The sequence below is a fragment of the Formosa sp. A9 genome (assembly GCF_051200825.1).
Taxonomy (GTDB): domain Bacteria; phylum Bacteroidota; class Bacteroidia; order Flavobacteriales; family Flavobacteriaceae; genus Formosa.
Window position 1 is genome coordinate 600,259 of sequence record NZ_CP195158.1, and the last position, 16,850, is coordinate 617,108.

The 16,850-nt window shown below is 35.4% G+C and carries 16 protein-coding genes; 6 read left to right on the forward strand and 10 right to left on the reverse strand.

The genetic code is table 11. From position 1 onward, the window contains the following. Positions 1-369: 369 nt before the first annotated feature. On the reverse strand, positions 370-1,257 hold the full coding sequence (locus ACR9EA_RS02470) for a MerR family transcriptional regulator (protein WP_435137047.1): 888 nt from the start codon (positions 1,255-1,257) through the stop codon (positions 370-372). A 198-nt stretch (positions 1,258-1,455) separates the two neighbouring features. Here ACR9EA_RS02470 and ACR9EA_RS02475 point away from each other — a divergent pair, with 198 nt between their 5' ends. From ACR9EA_RS02475 to ACR9EA_RS02500, 6 genes are all read left to right on the forward strand, one after another. Next, a complete protein-coding gene (locus ACR9EA_RS02475) occupies positions 1,456-2,442 on the forward strand; it encodes a fasciclin domain-containing protein (protein ID WP_435137050.1) in 987 nt (328 codons plus the stop codon). A gap of 89 nt (positions 2,443-2,531) precedes the next feature. Beyond that, entirely contained in the window at positions 2,532-4,001 is a 1,470-nt protein-coding gene (locus ACR9EA_RS02480; protein ID WP_435137053.1) for a phytoene desaturase family protein, read from the forward strand. Then, entirely contained in the window at positions 3,998-4,834 is an 837-nt protein-coding gene (locus ACR9EA_RS02485; RefSeq protein WP_435137056.1) for a phytoene/squalene synthase family protein, read from the forward strand. Before ACR9EA_RS02480 ends, ACR9EA_RS02485 begins: the two co-directional genes overlap by 4 nt. Positions 4,835-4,889: 55 nt before the next feature. After that, positions 4,890-5,288, forward strand: a complete 399-nt coding sequence (locus ACR9EA_RS02490) for a hypothetical protein (protein WP_435137059.1) — start codon at positions 4,890-4,892, stop codon at positions 5,286-5,288. A 2-nt stretch (positions 5,289-5,290) separates the two neighbouring features. Continuing rightward, complete coding sequence (locus ACR9EA_RS02495) at positions 5,291-5,749, forward strand: sterol desaturase family protein (RefSeq protein ID WP_435137062.1); 459 nt, start codon at positions 5,291-5,293, stop codon at positions 5,747-5,749. Further along, a complete protein-coding gene (locus tag ACR9EA_RS02500) occupies positions 5,749-6,435 on the forward strand; it encodes a lycopene cyclase domain-containing protein (protein WP_435137065.1) in 687 nt (228 codons plus the stop codon). The genes ACR9EA_RS02495 and ACR9EA_RS02500 overlap by 1 nt, the downstream gene beginning before the upstream one ends. Here the strand turns inward: ACR9EA_RS02500 and ACR9EA_RS02505 are convergent. From ACR9EA_RS02505 to mreC, 9 genes are all read right to left on the reverse strand, one after another. Then, positions 6,432-7,709: a cryptochrome/photolyase family protein gene (locus tag ACR9EA_RS02505; protein ID WP_435137067.1), complete on the reverse strand. Its 1,278-nt coding sequence runs from the start codon at positions 7,707-7,709 to the stop codon at positions 6,432-6,434. The two genes, ACR9EA_RS02500 and ACR9EA_RS02505, sit on opposite strands and share 4 nt — an antisense overlap. A gap of 25 nt (positions 7,710-7,734) precedes the next feature. After that, positions 7,735-9,150, reverse strand: a complete 1,416-nt coding sequence (locus tag ACR9EA_RS02510; RefSeq protein ID WP_435137070.1) for an SDR family oxidoreductase — start codon at positions 9,148-9,150, stop codon at positions 7,735-7,737. Between the two features lie 34 nt (positions 9,151-9,184). Then, entirely contained in the window at positions 9,185-9,556 is a 372-nt protein-coding gene (locus tag ACR9EA_RS02515; protein WP_435137073.1) for a VOC family protein, read from the reverse strand. A 196-nt stretch (positions 9,557-9,752) separates the two neighbouring features. Next, positions 9,753-10,745, reverse strand: coding sequence for a 2-hydroxyacid dehydrogenase (locus tag ACR9EA_RS02520; protein ID WP_435137076.1), 993 nt, complete (start codon positions 10,743-10,745; stop codon positions 9,753-9,755). 23 nt (positions 10,746-10,768) lie between these two features. Next, the gene (locus ACR9EA_RS02525) at positions 10,769-12,190 is read right to left on the reverse strand and encodes a M20/M25/M40 family metallo-hydrolase (protein WP_435137079.1); all 1,422 of its coding nucleotides are present in this window, start codon (positions 12,188-12,190) and stop codon (positions 10,769-10,771) included. Positions 12,191-12,327: 137 nt separating this feature from the next. Further along, entirely contained in the window at positions 12,328-13,605 is a 1,278-nt protein-coding gene (gene rodA / locus ACR9EA_RS02530; RefSeq protein WP_435137082.1) for a rod shape-determining protein RodA, read from the reverse strand. Further along, positions 13,602-15,530, reverse strand: a complete 1,929-nt coding sequence (gene mrdA / locus ACR9EA_RS02535) for a penicillin-binding protein 2 (RefSeq protein ID WP_435137085.1) — start codon at positions 15,528-15,530, stop codon at positions 13,602-13,604. The genes rodA and mrdA overlap by 4 nt, the downstream gene beginning before the upstream one ends. Beyond that, on the reverse strand, positions 15,527-16,033 hold the full coding sequence (mreD, locus tag ACR9EA_RS02540; RefSeq protein WP_435137088.1) for a rod shape-determining protein MreD: 507 nt from the start codon (positions 16,031-16,033) through the stop codon (positions 15,527-15,529). Before mreD ends, mrdA begins: the two co-directional genes overlap by 4 nt. Beyond that, complete coding sequence (gene mreC, locus ACR9EA_RS02545; protein ID WP_435137091.1) at positions 16,023-16,847, reverse strand: rod shape-determining protein MreC; 825 nt, start codon at positions 16,845-16,847, stop codon at positions 16,023-16,025. The genes mreD and mreC overlap by 11 nt, the downstream gene beginning before the upstream one ends. Between the last annotated feature and the right edge of the window lie 3 nt (positions 16,848-16,850).

A 16,850-nucleotide genomic window follows, 5' to 3' on the forward strand; every position in this document is an offset into this window, starting at 1 on the left:
TAATGTTTAATTAAACGTTTTCGTTTTTTGTTTTTAGTGATTAGTAAAATTGAATTCGAGATGATCTGATTTTGAGTTATTAACAAAAAAACCGTTTGAAATTTTTTATATGATAATATAACTGGATTTTATTGTTAAAAATTTAACATAAAAGTAAGTTAAAAGGCTGTGCTTATGTAATGATTATTTTGCGATTGATGGTATTATTTTTCCAAAATCGGCCCTTTTTAGTGTAAAAAGTGCAATATAGTATCGGTAGAGTGTTGTCGTTGTTCTCTTAGGGTAATACGTTGTAAATTAAAAAGGTAAGTGTGTCTTGTAGGAGGTGTTGTATTAAATTGAATGTAAATATAATATGTGTATATGGTATTAAATTGTACTCTTAAATGTTTGTATGAGCTGTATAAAATCGGTCGGTTTTTGTAGGTATTTTATTTGCGCAGATAATTGGGTAATTGCATCTGGGGAAGGTATGTGACCAAACACGGCGATAGGGATTGTTACAGCATTTAAATAAGCGCTCAACTGCTCTGCAATCCTGTCTTCGGAAACCTGAGAAATAAACATGGTTACCAATAAGTCTGGAGTGGTAATGTTTGTTATGCTTACTATATTTTCTGTAGGCACGTTTTGTCCAAGATAATACACGCGCCAGCCTAATTTTTGGGCGATAAATGAAGCTAGTAGAAGGCCAATTTCATGCTGCTCGTGTTCTGGTAAAAATAAAAGTGCCTTAGGGGCATCGGCTAGAGGTTTGGGTAAGAGTTCTATTGCCGAAAACATTTTTTGCCGTATTAAATTAGATACAAAATGCTCTTGCGCGGGCATAATTTTGTTGGTGCCCCAAAGTAAACCAACTTGTGCTAAAAATGGATAAATAAGCTGTGTAACCGTACTTATAAGCCCAGACATTAAAATATTGTTGTTTATTACTGCGCTAAAGTCATCTTCATTAAGGTTAATGGTACTTACTATTAGTGCGCTTACCTCGTCTTCTGGAGCGCCATCCAAAACAATTTTAGAAACTGCGTCGTGAATTTCGTCATCACTCATCTTATCGATTTTAGAAATGCGATAACCGTTTCTAGTTAAGATGCCAATATTCAACAATTTTTTTAATTGCAAGTCTGTGTAATACCTGATGTTTGTAGATGTACGTTCGGGAATTAAAAAATTATACCGGCTTTCCCATTTTCTCAGGGTATGAGATTTTATGCCTGTTAGCGTTACTATTTGAGCCATTGTGTACTTACTCATGTCTAGGTATTTATGGGGTAAAGTTAAACAAAAATCTACTTAATTGGCTGTTTTTTTGTGAAATAATAATATTTATTGTCTAATTATTTTAAATAAAAGTTGGACAAAATAATATTTATATATAGATTTGTATAAGTTTAATTTAATAAATATAGACATGAAAACGAATTTTAAATTTTTAATAGTATTAGCTAGTGTATGTCTTTTGAGTGTAGGGTGAGTAATGACGACGATAATAACTCTGGTATTACAGATCCTATGCCTACGCAAAATATTGTAGAATTGGCTCAAAACACAGAATCGTTAAGTAGTCTTGTAGCGGCATTAAGTTTAGCCGATAAACAAGATGGGAGTAATTTAATAGCAACCTTAAGTGGCGATGGCCCTTTTACTGTTTTTGCGCCTACCAATCAGGCGTTCAGTAATTTATTAGCGCAATTGGATGGGTATGATAGTTTGTCGGATTTCGATACGGCCAAAGGGCAAATGCTTTTAGGACTTGTGTTGCAATATCACGTTGTGGCTGGGGCAGGAGTAACTTCAAATCAGTTGTCCGACAACCAGGAAATTACTACAGTGCAAGGGGAGCGTCTAATGGTCGATTTAACAAATGGGGTGTATATTGAAGACGCCACAGACGTTTCGGCAAAAGTTACCACGGCCGATGTGTTGGCAACCAATGGTGTTGTGCATGTAATAGATAAGGTGCTAATTCCTCAAGAGGTGTTAGATATGCTTAACCAAAAAACGTTAGTTGAAATTTTAGTTGGCGATAATAATTTTTCAATTTTAGCCGATGTTGTAGTTAAAACAGGTTTGGTAGAAACCTTAAGTAGCGATGGCCCTTTTACAGTGTTTGCACCAACTAACGATGCTTTTGTTGCTTTGTTAGAAGATTTAGGCGATGATTATAATAGTTTAGATGATTTTGATACAGAAGCCGAAATCGATTTATTAAGAAATATCGTGTTGTATCACGCTGTTTCTGGAAATATTTATGAGGCAGATCTTTCAGAAACAACTGTAGAAACTGCTTTTGCAGGAAATAACATAAGTGTTGTAATGTCTGGAGATACTTATGTTATTCAGGATGCTACAGGGGCTCAAGCCAATATTTTAATAACAGACGTTATGGCGTCTAACGGTGTGGCTCATGTAATAGATAAAGTGTTGTTACCTAATTAATTGGTATATTAGAAAAGTGCATGAGGATTTAAAACTAATCCAGCGGTTAAAATAGCTGTTGGATTGGTTGTAATTCGTTAAACGATATCATGGTTAAAAAGAAAGTTGTAATTATAGGTTCGGGGTTTTCGTCGTTAGCAGCGAGTTGTTATTTGGCAAAGGCCGGATTCGATGTTACGGTATTGGAAAAAAACGCAACCATAGGAGGACGTGCCAGACAATTAAAAAAAGAAGGTTTTACTTTCGATATCGGGCCTACATTTTATTGGATGCCCGATGTTTTTGAAGCTTTTTTTAATGATTTTAATACAACGGTTCAGTCTTATTATCAACTTGAAAAGCTGAACCCCGCTTACAAAGTATATTTTAATCCAGATTTTGCTATTGAAGTGCCCGATAATTTTGAAGGCATAGCATCGGTTTTTGAAAAAATCGAGCCTACTAGCGGAAAAGCTTTAAGCCAGTTTATGGCTCAGGCAGAAGACAATTACAACATTGCGATTAAAGATTTGGTATATCGCCCAGGCGAAAGTCTTTTAGAAATTATAAACTGGAAAACTGTTACCAAAGCCAAAGCGTTTGTTACAACTATAAAAAATCAAGTGGCTAGCCATGTTAAGCATGAAGCGCTTCAAAAGGTTTTAGAATTTCCCGTATTATTTTTAGGTGCCAAACCAAGTAACACGCCTTCGTTTTATAATTTTATGAATTACGCCGATTTTAAATTAGGAACTTGGCATCCTAATGGAGGCATGTATCAAGTTGTAAAAGGGATAGAGCAATTAGCACTTAGTTTAGGGGTTACATTTAAAACCAATAGCGAGGTCAGTCATTTTACATTAGAGGAACAACGCATTACAGAAGTTTCTACTTCAACGGGTAAGTATGCCTGCGATATTGTGTTAAGCGGTGCCGATTATCACCATACCGAACAGTTATTGCCTAAAGCTTTTAGGCAGTATTCCGAGAAGTATTGGCAAAGTAAAACCTTTGCGCCGTCGGCTTTATTGTTTTATGTAGGATTTAAAAGATCGATTCCAAATGTAGCGCATCATACGTTGTTTTTCGATACTGATTTTGAAACCCATGCCAAAACCATTTATGATAAAGCATCTTGGCCAGAAAAACCACTGTTCTATGCAAGTTTTCCTAGTAAAACCGATAAGACTGTAGCACCCGAAGGTCAAGAAGCGGGTATTTTTTTAATGCCTATCGCACCGGGTTTAACCGATACCCCAGAGACTAGAACACGTTATTTTAATCTACTAATAAATCGGTTAGAAAAAAACATAGGTGTAGATTTAAAAGATGCGATATTGTTTAAAGAATCGTATTGCGTAAACGATTTTATTAAAGACTACAATGCTTATAAAGGGAATGCCTACGGATTAGCAAATACCTTAATGCAAACCCATGTGCTACGCCCAAAACTAAAAAGTAAAAAAGTAGATAATTTGTATTTCTGCGGACAATTAACTGTGCCGGGCCCAGGTGTGCCACCGGCATTAATTTCAGGAAAAATAGTAAGCGAATTAATTTCAAAATATTCTAAATCATGAAAGCACTTTTCGATACCTCGAGTTTAAAATGTAGTAAGATTATTACCAAAGAATACAGTACGTCTTTCTCGTGGGGTATTCGCTTATTTGCGCCTGCTATACGTCCAGATATTTATGCGATTTATGGTTTTGTGCGCTATGCCGACGAAATTGTCGATTCCTTTCATGGTTACAATCAGGAGGTATTATTTAAGGAATTTGTAAATGATTACCAGAACGCCTTGCAGCGACGCATCAGTTTGAATCCTATTTTAAATGCGTTTCAACATGTCGTTATCAAATATAATTTGCAAACTTATGTCGATGACTTTTTGAAGCGTATGGAAGCCGATTTATATATTACCGAATACGAAACCGATGCCGAGTATAAAAATTACATCTACGGTTCGGCCGATGTGGTTGGGCTTATGTGCTTGCGGGTTTTTGTAAATAATAACGATGCACAGTTTAATGCTTTAAAAGCTTCGGCTAGATATTTGGGTTCCGCGTTCCAAAAGGTAAACTTTTTAAGAGATATTAAAGATGATACCGAATTGTTGGGGCGCTCTTATTTTCCGAACATCAAAAACAATAATTTAAATAATTTAGCTAAAGCTGATATTATAAAAGATATAGAATCCGACTTTAACGAAGCCTATAAAGGTATTGTGCAATTGCCAATAGAAAGCCGGTTAGGCGTCTATTTAGCTTATAAGTATTATCTTAAATTGTTGCATAAATTAAAGCGAATGGATTCTAAACGTTTACTGTGCGAACGTATACGTATTTCTAATCCTTTAAAACTGGTTATTTTAACAAAAGCCTATATACGATATAAACTAAATGTTATTTAAATTAATAATTGTTTCTTTAATGTTGTTGGTAGCACCATATACAAATTGCAATGGTATGTTAAGTATACGCGAACAGTATCATCTAGTACAAACAGAAAATCAATTAGAGTTGTTTTTAGATACTTTGGATGCTGTAGAATGCGACGATAAAACGCCATATCTAGCTTCGGCTATTATGCGAAAAGCTGAGTTTACAAGTTGGCCGCTTAAAAAAATATCGTATTTTAAAGAAGGCAAAAATATGTTGGAGGATTTTATACTGAAACATCCTAAACATTTAGAAGCACGTTATGTTAGAGTATTAACACAGCATAGCATACCAAAGTTTTTAGGGTATAGCAGTAACATAGATGAAGATCTGCAGTTTATAAATACGCATTTAGAAACCGCAGAGCTGCCCGAAAATTATAAGCTTCAAATAAGTGAAACCATAAAACAGATAACCACACACTAGTTATGCAAATAGTTTTGTACATAGTAATAACCTTGGCCACCTTTGTAATTATGGAAGTAATTACTTGGTTAACGCACAAGTATGTTATGCACGGATTTTTATGGTACTTGCACGAAGATCACCATCAGCCTAAATACCCGCATATATTCGAGAAAAACGATGCTTTCTTTGTAATTTTTGCTTTGCCAAGTATTGCTCTGTTTTACTTTGGGGTTCATCCGCAACTAAATGTGTTGTTCTTTTTTGGGTTAGGTATTTTGCTTTACGGCATTGCTTATTTTTTAATTCACGATGTGCTAATTCATCAGCGTTTTAAATGGTTTAAAAACACTAAGAATAAGTATTTGTTAGGCTTAAGAAAAGCGCACAAAGTGCATCATAAACATTTAGGTAAAGAACAAGGCGAATGTTTTGGTATGTTGTACGTGCCTAAAAAGTACCACCAACAGTATCAAAAGTAATGAAATGTTTTACCTATTTACTTGTTAATCTGGCATGCATCGCTGTTCCTTTAATTGCTAGTTTTTATCCCAAGCACGCGTTTTACAAGCGGTGGCTTTCTTTTATAAAAAGTATTGTTCTAGTTACTTTTTTCTTTTTAGTATGGGACTATTATTTTACCGAAATAGGCGTTTGGGGCTTCAACCCAGATTATTTGTTGGGCATTTATTTAGGTAATTTGCCTCTGGAAGAAGTCTTGTTTTTTGTGTGTATTCCGTTTAGTTGTGTATTCTCTTATTTTGCTTTTCAATATTTAATACCGGCTGAAAAACTTAAAATGAAGAAGTTGAGATATGTTACAATTTTTATGATTGTTACTTTAATTCTTTTGGCAGTTTTTAATTATAATAAATGGTATACAGTTACGGCGTTTGGTTTTACAGCAGTGTATTTAGCGTATTTATTAGCACGACGAACGGAATTGTCTAGACATTATGTAACGTATGCATTTATTTTTCCGTTTTTCTTGTTAAGTAACGGATTGCTTACAGGTTCGTTTTTAGATGCTCCAATAGTGTGGTATAATAATGCCGAAAATTTAGGCTTACGGTTATTTACCATTCCTGTAGAAGACAGTATTTACGGATTGCTATTGATTTTTATGAATATTGAAGGCTTCAAGTATTTTGAGGCAAAACAGCGTTAGTTTTGTATTCCTGTTTTATATGTATCTAAAGCTCGAGCTCGTGCCGATTTATGATCTACCATTGGGTTAGGGTAGTCGGCGGTATCTAATTCGGGAATCCAGGTTTTTACATATTCTAGTTGCTTATCGAATTTTTCTAATTGTGTTATGGGGTTAAATATTCTAAAATATGGCGCCGCATCGCAGCCAGTTCCTGCCACCCATTGCCAATTACCGTTGTTAGAGGCTAGCTCGTAATCTAATAAATGCTTAGCAAAATAAGCTTCGCCCCAACGCCAGTCTATTAATAAATGCTTGCACAAAAAACTTGCGGTTATCATTCTAACGCGGTTGTGCATATATCCAGTTTCATTTAATTGTCGCATTCCGGCATCGACTAGCGGATACCCGGTTTTGCCTTCGCACCACTGCTTAAACTCGGCTTCGTTATTTCTCCAAACAATGCCATCGTATTTAGCTTTGAAGTTGTCTTGCACCACATTTGGATAGTGATATAGAATTTGTATAAAAAATTCACGCCAAATTAATTCACTTAAAAAGGTGTGGTCTTCAGGTTTTAAATCGGCTATAATTTGGCGGATGCTTACAGTGCCAAATCTTAAATGTGGCCCTAAATAACTACCAATATCTTTGCTAGGGTAATCTCTTAACTTTTGGTATTGGCTAAGCTGATTCAAATTGAACGGTTTAACCTTAATGCTTGAAGGTTTAAAATGCAGCGATTCTAATTCTGGAAATTCAAAAAGATGCTGATACAAATTTTTAAAGTTAGGCGTGTCATTAAGATTTACACCTTTAAAATGCTCTAGCCATTTGTTTTTGTAAGGTGTATATACAGTATAAGGTTTGCCGTCTTGTTTGTAAATTTCGTGAGGTTCGAAAACAACATGATCTTTACAGCAGGTAAATGCGATATCGTTTTTGTTAAGTAGCGCTTCTATTTTAGCATCGCGTTCTTGGGCATAGGGTTCGTAGTCTCGGTTGGTGTAAACAGCTTCTATGTTGTAATCTGCGATGAGTTGCTGCCAGACTTTTTCGGGAGAGCCTTTAATACATAAAACAGACGATTGGTAAGTGTTTAGCTCAGTATTTAAATCTTTTAAAGTGGTGTAAATAAATTGTACACGCGCATCGTTTGGTTCTAAATCGTTTAAGATGTCGTCGTCAAAAATAAATAGCGGAATAACATTGCTATGGTTGTTTAGCGCCTCAAATAAGGCTGTATTGTCGGTTAATCTTAAATCGCGTCTAAACCAGAATATTGTGAAAGTCATAAATTAAGAATGAAATTTTGTTGTTTTAGGCAGTAAGTTTGTGGAGCATATTTTTAAAAATGAAACCATGAAAAGGCCAAACGCTATACCAATATAAACGCCCAGAAATGCCAATGGGTCTAAATGTGGCGGTTTGTATTAAGGTGTTATTTTTTATTTTGAACTCTAACCAAGCTTCGCCTGGGAGCTTCATTTCGGCAAATAACAATAATCGGCCTTCGGTTTTATTGGCATACAATACACGCCAAAAATCGAGTGCATCGCCTGGGTAAAGTGAGTCTGTATGCGTGCGACCGCGACGTAAACCTACACCGCCAAAAAGTTTATCTATAAACCCTCTTAGCTTCCACAGTGTATTGCCGTAATACCAGCCTGTTTCGCCACCAATTCGCCAAATGCGATCTATGCAATGCGATCGGTTATTGCATGGTTTTTCACGTTTATCTATAAAACAGCCATGTGTAGGCACTTGTATAAAATCGGAGACATGAATGTTCATATTACCACTGCTTAAAGCATCTTTCCAGCTAGAAATAATTTCGTTGGTTTCTATTTTTTTAAAGGCTTTATTTAGGGCGTCTTTATAAGAAATAGGGGTAATGTTTAATATTTTGTTTAGTGAGTTGTCTCTGCAAATCACTTCTACTTTCATGCTGTTAACCAAGGCTACTGCAAGTTTGTAAGAGGTAGAAGTTACAAAGTATAACCAGTAAGACGATAATCGCGGCGTCATTACAGGAACGATATAAATGTAACGTTTCAATTTTCTGATTTCTGCAAATTGCAACAGCATAGTTTTATACGATAAAATATCTGGTCCTCCAATATCAAAATTCTTGTTGAAGGTAGCTTTGTTATTTAGCACCTTGCTTAAAAATGAAATGACGTCTGCTATGCCAATTGGTTGGCATTTGGTGTTTAGCCATTTTGGAGCAATCATAACTGGTAGTTTTTCTACGAGATCTCTTATAATTTCGAATGATGCACTTCCAGATCCAATAATTATACCTGCGCGTAAAGTTGTTAAATTATACGAACCTTTATCCAGTTCTTGTTCTACAGTTTGTCTGGAATTTAAATGATTAGAGAGGGTGTTGTCGTTAACAATGCCACTTAAGTAAATAACTTGTTTTGCTTGTGTGGTATTTATAGTTTCTCTGAAATTTATAGCCGATTGTTTTTCTAGATGCTGATAGTCGCTAGACGACGACATTGAATGTACTAAATAATAAGCCGCATCGATGTGTTTAGGAATATGGTGTAACGTGGACTCGTCTAGAAGGTCTACTGTAATAATATGAATTTTGCTTCTTAAAGACTCTGGTGGGGTAAAGCGTTTCGGGTCTCTTACACAACAAATAACATCATGACCTTGTGCAATTAATACGGGTAATAACCGCTTGCCAATATATCCTGTTGCACCTGTTAAAAGAATCGTCATTATTGAAGTAAATTGATAAAACCAGCTATGTTTTTTACACGTGTTGATCTATTAAAATAGGATTACCATCTGGATCGATAACGATAATGTTACCTGGGCCAGAACTCGTTTCGTCGACTTCGCTTGTTAGTGTAATATTTTTACTTTTTAATTGTTTTTGAATGGCTCTAACATCATCGAAATTTTTGAGTGTATTGGCATCTTGATCCCATCCAGGGTTAAAGGTTAAAATATTATTTTCGAACATGCCTTGAAACAGTCCAATTAACGCCGTGCCGTTTTTCATAATGAGGTAATTTTTGGTTTCGTTTCCAGCAAAAACCGTAAAACCTAAGGTTTCATAAAATTGTTTTGATGCTTGTAAGTTTTTTACATTTAAGCTAATAGAAAAGGCTCCAAGTGTCATAATTTAAATGAATTTTAGTTGGGTTGTAGTCTGGCAATGGGTGTTACCATAAAGATAAAAGAAATTAAGGGGTTAGCCTTAAAGAACAGATAAATTCTTAAAGCAAATTGATGTTTTTTTTGCAGTGGTGCATATTGAACAAATAAACTTGTGTTCTGAAATTTAGGGAGTTAAAAGTATAGTAAATGAATTTGTTTTACTGAATAGTAATTTCATTCTCTAAAGTTTCGCCGTGTTCAAAAGCAGTTAAATTTTGTAATGTTACTGTGGCAATTTGGTTTAGGGCTTCGTGGGTTAAAAAGCCTTGGTGAGAAGTGATTAGCACATTCGGGAAAGAGATAAGGCGCGAAATAACGTCGTCCATTATAATATTTTCAGAAAGGTCCTGAAAAAAGAGCTTTTCTTCTTGTTCGTAGACATCTATTCCTAAATACTCTAAGGTTTTGTTTTTTAGTGCTTCAACGGCTTCAGCAGCATCTATTAAAGCACCTCTGCTGGTATTTATAAGCATGGTGCCTTTTTTCATTTTAGAAAACGCTTGTTTGTCTATTATGTGTTCTGTATCTGGAGTAAGCGGACAATGTAAAGAAATGATATCGGCTGTTTTTAATAATTCGTCTAACGCGACATAATTAATACCTAGTGCTATTAAATCGCTATTAGGATAAGGATCGTAGGCTACAAGCTTACAGCCAAAACCTAACATGATTTTACAAAAGAATTGACCGATTTTTCCAGTACCTATAACACCTACGGTTTTGCCGTAAAGGTCGAATCCGGTTAATCGTTCTAACGAAAAATTTCCCTCTCTAACCCGATTATAAGCTTTATGTGTTTTTCGGTTTAGGGTTAAAATAAGTGCAACGGCATGTTCGGCAACGGCCATGGGCGAGTAGGATGGTACTCGTACTACTTTTATGTTTTCGGCTTTTGCTGCATTTAAATCTACATTGTTAAATCCTGCACAACGCATGGCTATTATTTTTATGCCGTTATGTTTTAATTTTTTTATGATTGTTGCATCTAAATGGTCGTTTACAAAAGCACAAACGGCATCGCAGTCCTGGGTCAGGTTAATGGTGTCTTTATTAAGAGCAGCTTCAAGAAAAATCAATTCATGATTTCCAGTGTTGTGTTTGTTAAAACAATCGCGGTCGTAAGATTTTGTACTAAAGAAAGCTACTTTCATAAATAGAATTTTAATAGTGGTTATCAGTTTTCATCCAAACAAGATTCTAAAAAATCGACATAAGTTTGAACGCCTTTTGTGAGTACGTGTATCGGTATCCGTTCGTTTATATTATGTATTTTTTCCAGATAATAGCGGTCTAATCTAATTGGCGTAAAACAAAACGCATTAATGCCTTTGGCTCTAAAGAAACCAACATCGTTATAATTTGGGACAGAGGCGCTTAAAACACTAGATTTTGGATAGTTTTTTTGTATGGCATCTTCAATTTTTTCGAAAAATACAGACTTATCATCTGAGGGAGGAATAATTGGAATCTGATTTATGACTTTAATGTTTATATCTTTATTGTTCAATGCTTTTTTAATGTCTTCGATAAACACTTCGTTAGACTGTGTAGGTAGTAACCTGCAATCTAGCAAAGCTGTAATTTCATCTGGTATTACATTAATCACATTGTTGTAACTGTCTACACTTGTAAGTGTTACCGAGTTCGAAAAAAGCGAAAATAGTTCTGTTTTTTTTCTAAGAGGTTTGCCAATAAGGCCTTTAAATAATCTTGGGTGTTTTAAAATAAGGCCTTCAAATCCGCCTTCTAAGGCGCCTAGCTGTTTTAAAATATTAATATTGGTGTCGGTATACACTAACTTTTGTTTTTTAGACAACAGTTTATGTAAAGCAGTAATCATTTCTTTGTTGGCGTATTCGGCAGGAGTAATAGAGCCATGACCAGAAGTTTTTACTTTTAACGATAGTTCTAGCCATAAGGGTCTTTTGTTGGTTATAGAAACCGCAAATAGGTTTTTTTCTGGGTGTTTATCTAAAACATCGTTAAATGCGGGAGGACCTTCGCCTAAAATTACAATAGGATTTAATTCTTCAAAATAATTCTCGGCCACATATCCAGCGCCACCATTACACTGGGTTTCTTCGCAAGAAACAGCCAAAAAAGTAACATTATAAGGCACTTTTTTGTCTTTGTATTTTTGCATGATTTCTATAAGGCTAAACAAATGCATAATGCCATTCCCTTTGTTGTCGAAAGCACCACGACCCCAAATTTCTGTATCGGTAATTAATCCCGAAAATGGCGGGTGTGTCCATTTAGTGATATCGCCAGAGGGTACAACATCAATATGGTTTAGTAAGACAATGTTGGGTAAGCCACTATCTAAAGGATATAAAGACGCTGCCAAGTTATAATTGCCATTCGTGTCGCCCATTTGTTTTATGTATAGTCCGTTCTCTATACATAATTTTTTTAGCCATTCTCCAGCTTCTTTTTCGCTACCTGTAACCGATTCGAATTGAATGTATTGACTTAATGCGTCCTCAACACTTAAAGCTTTTGAGTCGGAATTTATGGTGAAATCGGAATACTGTGTTTGTGCTTGTATACAATTGAAGAGTAACAATATAAAAGCAATACTTAGATTCCTAATCATGGTATGGGTTTAGTTAATAGCGCACTGTTTAGTCTGTTTTAAAATTAATATTTTGCTAATAACTAACAATTTTATTTTGAAAATAATTTTAGGAATATCGCTTAAGCCATGTTTTAAGTAGACAAACGGTTTAAAACTTACCATTCGTTTATTTTATTCGAATCTAATTTAATAAAAATGAATAGCAAAATAGTGAATCCCCATAGGCCAGATCCCCCGTAACTAAAGAAAGGTAGCGGAATACCAATAGTAGGAATTAGCCCCATAACCATACCGATATTTATCATAAAATGAAAAAAGATGATCGAGGCTACAGAGTATCCGTACACGCGACTAAATTGCGATTTTTGCTGTTCGGCAAGATGTAAAATCCGAAGTAACAGCAAAACAAATAAAATAACAACAAGCGAACTTCCAACAAATCCCCATTCTTCGCCAACAGTACTAAAAATATAATCGGTATGTTGTTCGGGTACAAATTTACCAGTAGTTCTTGTACCTTCTAAAAAGCCACGACCTCCAAAACCGCCAGAGCTAATGGCTTTTTCAGATTCGTATAAATTATATAGAATGTCGCGTCGCATTTGTGCCAATTTATCGGGATCATTCTCTAATCTTAACCACAAGCTAATACGATCTTTTTGATGAGGTTGAAGAATATTTTCATAAAAAAAACGCACTCCAAAAGTGATGGCTATGGCAGTTAAGGTTATAAGAATAGGCTGTAAAATAACGGGTTTCTTTTTTTGAAGGAAAAAATGTGTAAATATTATTGTAGTAGCAATAATGCCTGTGATTAAAGCGCCAAACTTAAGCGATAAAACGGATAGGAATAATACGCTTAAGCCTATAATAAGATATAATCTAGAGAGGCCTTCTCTATACAATACAAAAAAGAAAGAACCGTAAACAATTGTACTTCCGGCATCGTTTTGAAGGAGAATTAATACAGCAGGAAGCGCTATAATAATGAAGAAATTTATTTGGTCTTTAATACTACGGATATCGGTTTGTAGATCGCTAATGTATTTGGCTACGGCTAGTGCGGTAGCTGTTTTTGCAAATTCACTGGGTTGTATGGTCATGCCCCCGATGCCGTACCAAGATGTCGCACCGTTAACGTTCTTACCAAAAATAAACAAGCCTGCTAGGGAGAGTAAAGAAATGATATAAATTAGACTAGAAAACCGTTCGTAAAACTTGGCTTCGATAGCTAGGATGAGCACTATTAAGCCAAAGGTTAAAAAAATAAATAGTAACTGTTTTCCGTAAGGTTGCGAAAAATCTAAATAATCAATTTCATCGCCTACATGCGAAGCAGATAAAATGTTTAGCCACCCAAAACCTACTAAAAGCATAAAAATAATGATGGTAATCCAATCGAAAGAAAAATGTCTGTTGGTTTCTCTAATCATAATTTTAGTGTCGTAGGTTTTTGTGGTGCTATTTTTATTTCTTCAGGGTCTATAACTTCTAACGTTGTTTGTCCGTTAATTTTAAAAGGTTGTCCTGAATATGGTTTGGCATATTCGTGTTCTAGACTGTGGGTTAGTATCCATTTTTCTAAATCGGTTCTTGTAATGGAGCCATTAATGTATTTTTCTATCATTAAACTCGCTATTTTTCCAGCAAATCGGCTTCCCCAATACCCGTTTTCAACAAATACCGCTATAGCTATTTTAGGATTGTCCTTTGGTGCAAATGCCACAAAAATAGAATGGTCTGTTAGCTGAGTTTTCTCGCCGTCTATTTTTACAAAATTTTCTGCTGTTCCTGTTTTTCCGCAAATTTCTAAGCCTTTAACTTGTAAACTTGCAGCCGTACCTTTGTTGTAAACATCGAACATACCTTGTATTACAGGTTCAAAATTTTGCTTGTCTATAGTTGTGTGGCGCGGTGTAGTATATTTGGTGTCTATAGCTTGGTCTTCAATAGATTTTATAATGTGTGGGGTGTAAAAATAACCGCGATTGGCTATGGCTGCTACCATATTGGCTAATTGAATAGGAGTGGCTTCTACCTCGCCCTGTCCAATAGCATTTGATAGGGTAAAGGTTGTTCGCCATCTGTTCTTGCCGTACCATTTGTCGTAAAAGTCGCCGCTAGGAATTCTGCCAGGGCTTCCTATTTTTAAATCGTAACCTAAATAATCACCTAAACCAAAACTGGTAACGTGTTTGTTCCAAATAGTCATGCCTTCGTATGGGGTGTCGTATTTTTCTATAATGCGTCTGTAAACATTAGCAAAATAGGCATTGCACGATTCGTAAATACCAATATTCATATTTGCAGGGCTAATATGGCCGTGGCATCCCATTTTGCGTTTACCATATCTATACCCATGGCTGCATGTAAATTTATCGTTGGTGGTAACTACGCCTTCTTGTAAGCCAATTAAGGCGTTAAGTACTTTAAATGGTGAACCAGGAGGATATTGCGCTAAAAGACTGCGATCGTATAAGGGTTTAGCTATAGAATCGCGATATAATTTGTTGAAGTTTTTAGAACGTTTTCGGCCAACTAAACTGTTGGGGTCGTAAGTGGGGGCCGAAATCATGGTTAAGATTTCACCTGTACTAGGTTCTATGGCTATAATGCCACCATGTTTATGCGCCATTAATTTTTCGCCATAGGCTTGTAATTGGGCATCGATGGTTATCGTAATGTCTTTTCCAGGTGTCGGTAAGGTGTCAAATTTACCATCTTTATAAGGGCCTATGTTTTTGTTAAATCGGTTTTTTTGGATGAATTTAATACCTTTTTTTCCTCTTAATTCTTCTTCGTAAGATAATTCAATACCTTGTTTACCAATTAAATCCCCCATTTTATAGTAAGGGTCTTTTTCTATAGTTCTAACATTTACCTCGCCGATATCGCCTAACACATTGGCTCCAATAGAAGCTTCATAATGTCTTAAAGAGCGTTTTTGAATATAGAAACCTTCAAATTTTCTCATTTTTTCCTGTAACACGGCATAGTCGGCTTTAGATAAATGCGAGACAAATACCGACGGAAGTCTTGGCGAATAGTGGTAAGCCTTGTTGTAGGTTTTTAAAAACGTGGCTTTGTCAATTTTTAAAAGGTTACAGAATTCCGTGGTGTCTAAAGGTTTTACTTCGCGAGGAATTACCATGACGTCGTAAGAGGACTGGTTAGAAACTAAAAGAGTGCCGTTACGGTCGTAAACAAAACCGCGTTTGGGATAATCGTAAACTTTGCGTATGGCATTGTCTTCGTATAAATTATTGGCTGGAGAACTATAAACCTGAAGATAAAACAGCCGTGAAATAAATACTAATCCTACAAAAATTATGGTAAAGAATAATAAAATTTGCCTCATTTAGATCGCTTGCTAAAAATAATTGTAACTATGGTGCACAGTAGTATAGTAAAGATACTTGAAAATAACGTTTTTTGAAGCGTTAAAATTATTTCGGAAAAGTTAAAAACTTCTAAAAGAAATAATATACAATGGTGGATTAGTGTTAGTATGGATATGTATAGGAGTTTAGTGCCAAACTCTATGGTATTAAATTTTATAGAATTGTGTTCGTAAGCCGAACCAAACGACCATTTTAAAATAAGTGGCCTTAAGTAGGTAATACTTACACAAGCGGCTGCGTGTACTCCACCAGAGTCTGAAAACATATCGATGGTTAGCCCAAGTAAAAAACTGAATAGTAAAAACAATAACCGATTGTTTTTTATTGGGTATAATACTATAAATAAAATGTACAGATACGGATTGATGTAGCCTAAAAAGTTAATATGGTTTAGAACAACGACTTGTACTAAAACCAGAATAACGAACCTAAATATGTGTAAAAGCGTACTATTGTTCATTAGACAGGTTTAAGAGATTGTTAATTTCGGGAGCATCTAAATGTTCGATAATGTAGGCATGCTCTATGTTAGTCATGTCGTTAAAAAGCTTTACCGATATTTCGTAGTTGTTCTCTGCAGCATCTAATTTATAATCTTCTATGGTGCCAATAAGAATGCCTTTAGGAAAAATAACCGAACGGCCAGAGGTTACAATGGTGTCGCCTACTTGTACAGGTGCTATTTTAGGAATATCTATTAATTGTACAAATTCTGGCGACTTTCCGTCCCAAGTTAATGTACCAAAGTGATTGGTAGATTTTAGCTGGGCGCTAATTCGGCTTTTTGTGTTAAGGATAGAAATGATCGTTGCGTAGTTGTCGCTAGTTTTATCTACTATACCAATAACACCTTTAGGAGATATAAGTCCAAAATCTTGTTTAATGCTGTCTGCTTCGCCTTTGTCTATTAATAATATGTTGGTAGATGCCGAATAGCTGTTTTTTACAATTCGTGTGGGTTTAAATAAAAATGAACCGTCAAAATTGGTAGTGTCTATAAATGTACTGTCGGTAGTGGTTTCTATAGCTTCAATTTGATTTCGGAGTCTTGCATTTTCTTCAACTAAATTTTCGTTCTGAACTTTTAAATCGAAGTATTGATCTACTGTATTTAATTGATCGTAAATGCCACCACTAACAAAGTTAGCAGAGTTTATAAATTTACTTTTGTGGTACGAATGATTTTGTATTGTAAATAGCAGCGCTACCGAAAATAACAGCAAATACAACAAAAACGCTTTGTTGCGTATTATGAAATTTAAAATTTGCTGCATGTG

Bases quoted from the DNA above. Each gene is read 5' to 3' on its own strand.
- ACR9EA_RS02525 (WP_435137079.1), bottom strand. From the start codon at position 12,190: ATGATTAGGAATCTAAGTATTGCTTTTATATTGTTACTCTTCAATTGT.
- ACR9EA_RS02505 (WP_435137067.1), bottom strand. From the start codon at position 7,709: ATGACTTTCACAATATTCTGGTTTAGACGCGATTTAAGATTAACCGAC.
- ACR9EA_RS02470 (WP_435137047.1), bottom strand. From the start codon at position 1,257: ATGAGTAAGTACACAATGGCTCAAATAGTAACGCTAACAGGCATAAAA.
- ACR9EA_RS02475 (WP_435137050.1), top strand. From the start codon at position 1,456: ATGTCTTTTGAGTGTAGGGTGAGTAATGACGACGATAATAACTCTGGT.
- mreD (WP_435137088.1), bottom strand. From the start codon at position 16,033: ATGAACAATAGTACGCTTTTACACATATTTAGGTTCGTTATTCTGGTT.
- ACR9EA_RS02495 (WP_435137062.1), top strand. From the start codon at position 5,291: ATGCAAATAGTTTTGTACATAGTAATAACCTTGGCCACCTTTGTAATT.
- ACR9EA_RS02485 (WP_435137056.1), top strand. From the start codon at position 3,998: ATGAAAGCACTTTTCGATACCTCGAGTTTAAAATGTAGTAAGATTATT.
- ACR9EA_RS02490 (WP_435137059.1), top strand. From the start codon at position 4,890: ATGTTAAGTATACGCGAACAGTATCATCTAGTACAAACAGAAAATCAA.
- ACR9EA_RS02500 (WP_435137065.1), top strand. From the start codon at position 5,749: ATGAAATGTTTTACCTATTTACTTGTTAATCTGGCATGCATCGCTGTT.
- ACR9EA_RS02510 (WP_435137070.1), bottom strand. From the start codon at position 9,150: ATGACGATTCTTTTAACAGGTGCAACAGGATATATTGGCAAGCGGTTA.
- mrdA (WP_435137085.1), bottom strand. From the start codon at position 15,530: ATGAGGCAAATTTTATTATTCTTTACCATAATTTTTGTAGGATTAGTA.
- rodA (WP_435137082.1), bottom strand. From the start codon at position 13,605: ATGATTAGAGAAACCAACAGACATTTTTCTTTCGATTGGATTACCATC.
- ACR9EA_RS02515 (WP_435137073.1), bottom strand. From the start codon at position 9,556: ATGACACTTGGAGCCTTTTCTATTAGCTTAAATGTAAAAAACTTACAA.
- ACR9EA_RS02480 (WP_435137053.1), top strand. From the start codon at position 2,532: ATGGTTAAAAAGAAAGTTGTAATTATAGGTTCGGGGTTTTCGTCGTTA.
- mreC (WP_435137091.1), bottom strand. From the start codon at position 16,847: ATGCAGCAAATTTTAAATTTCATAATACGCAACAAAGCGTTTTTGTTG.
- ACR9EA_RS02520 (WP_435137076.1), bottom strand. From the start codon at position 10,745: ATGAAAGTAGCTTTCTTTAGTACAAAATCTTACGACCGCGATTGTTTT.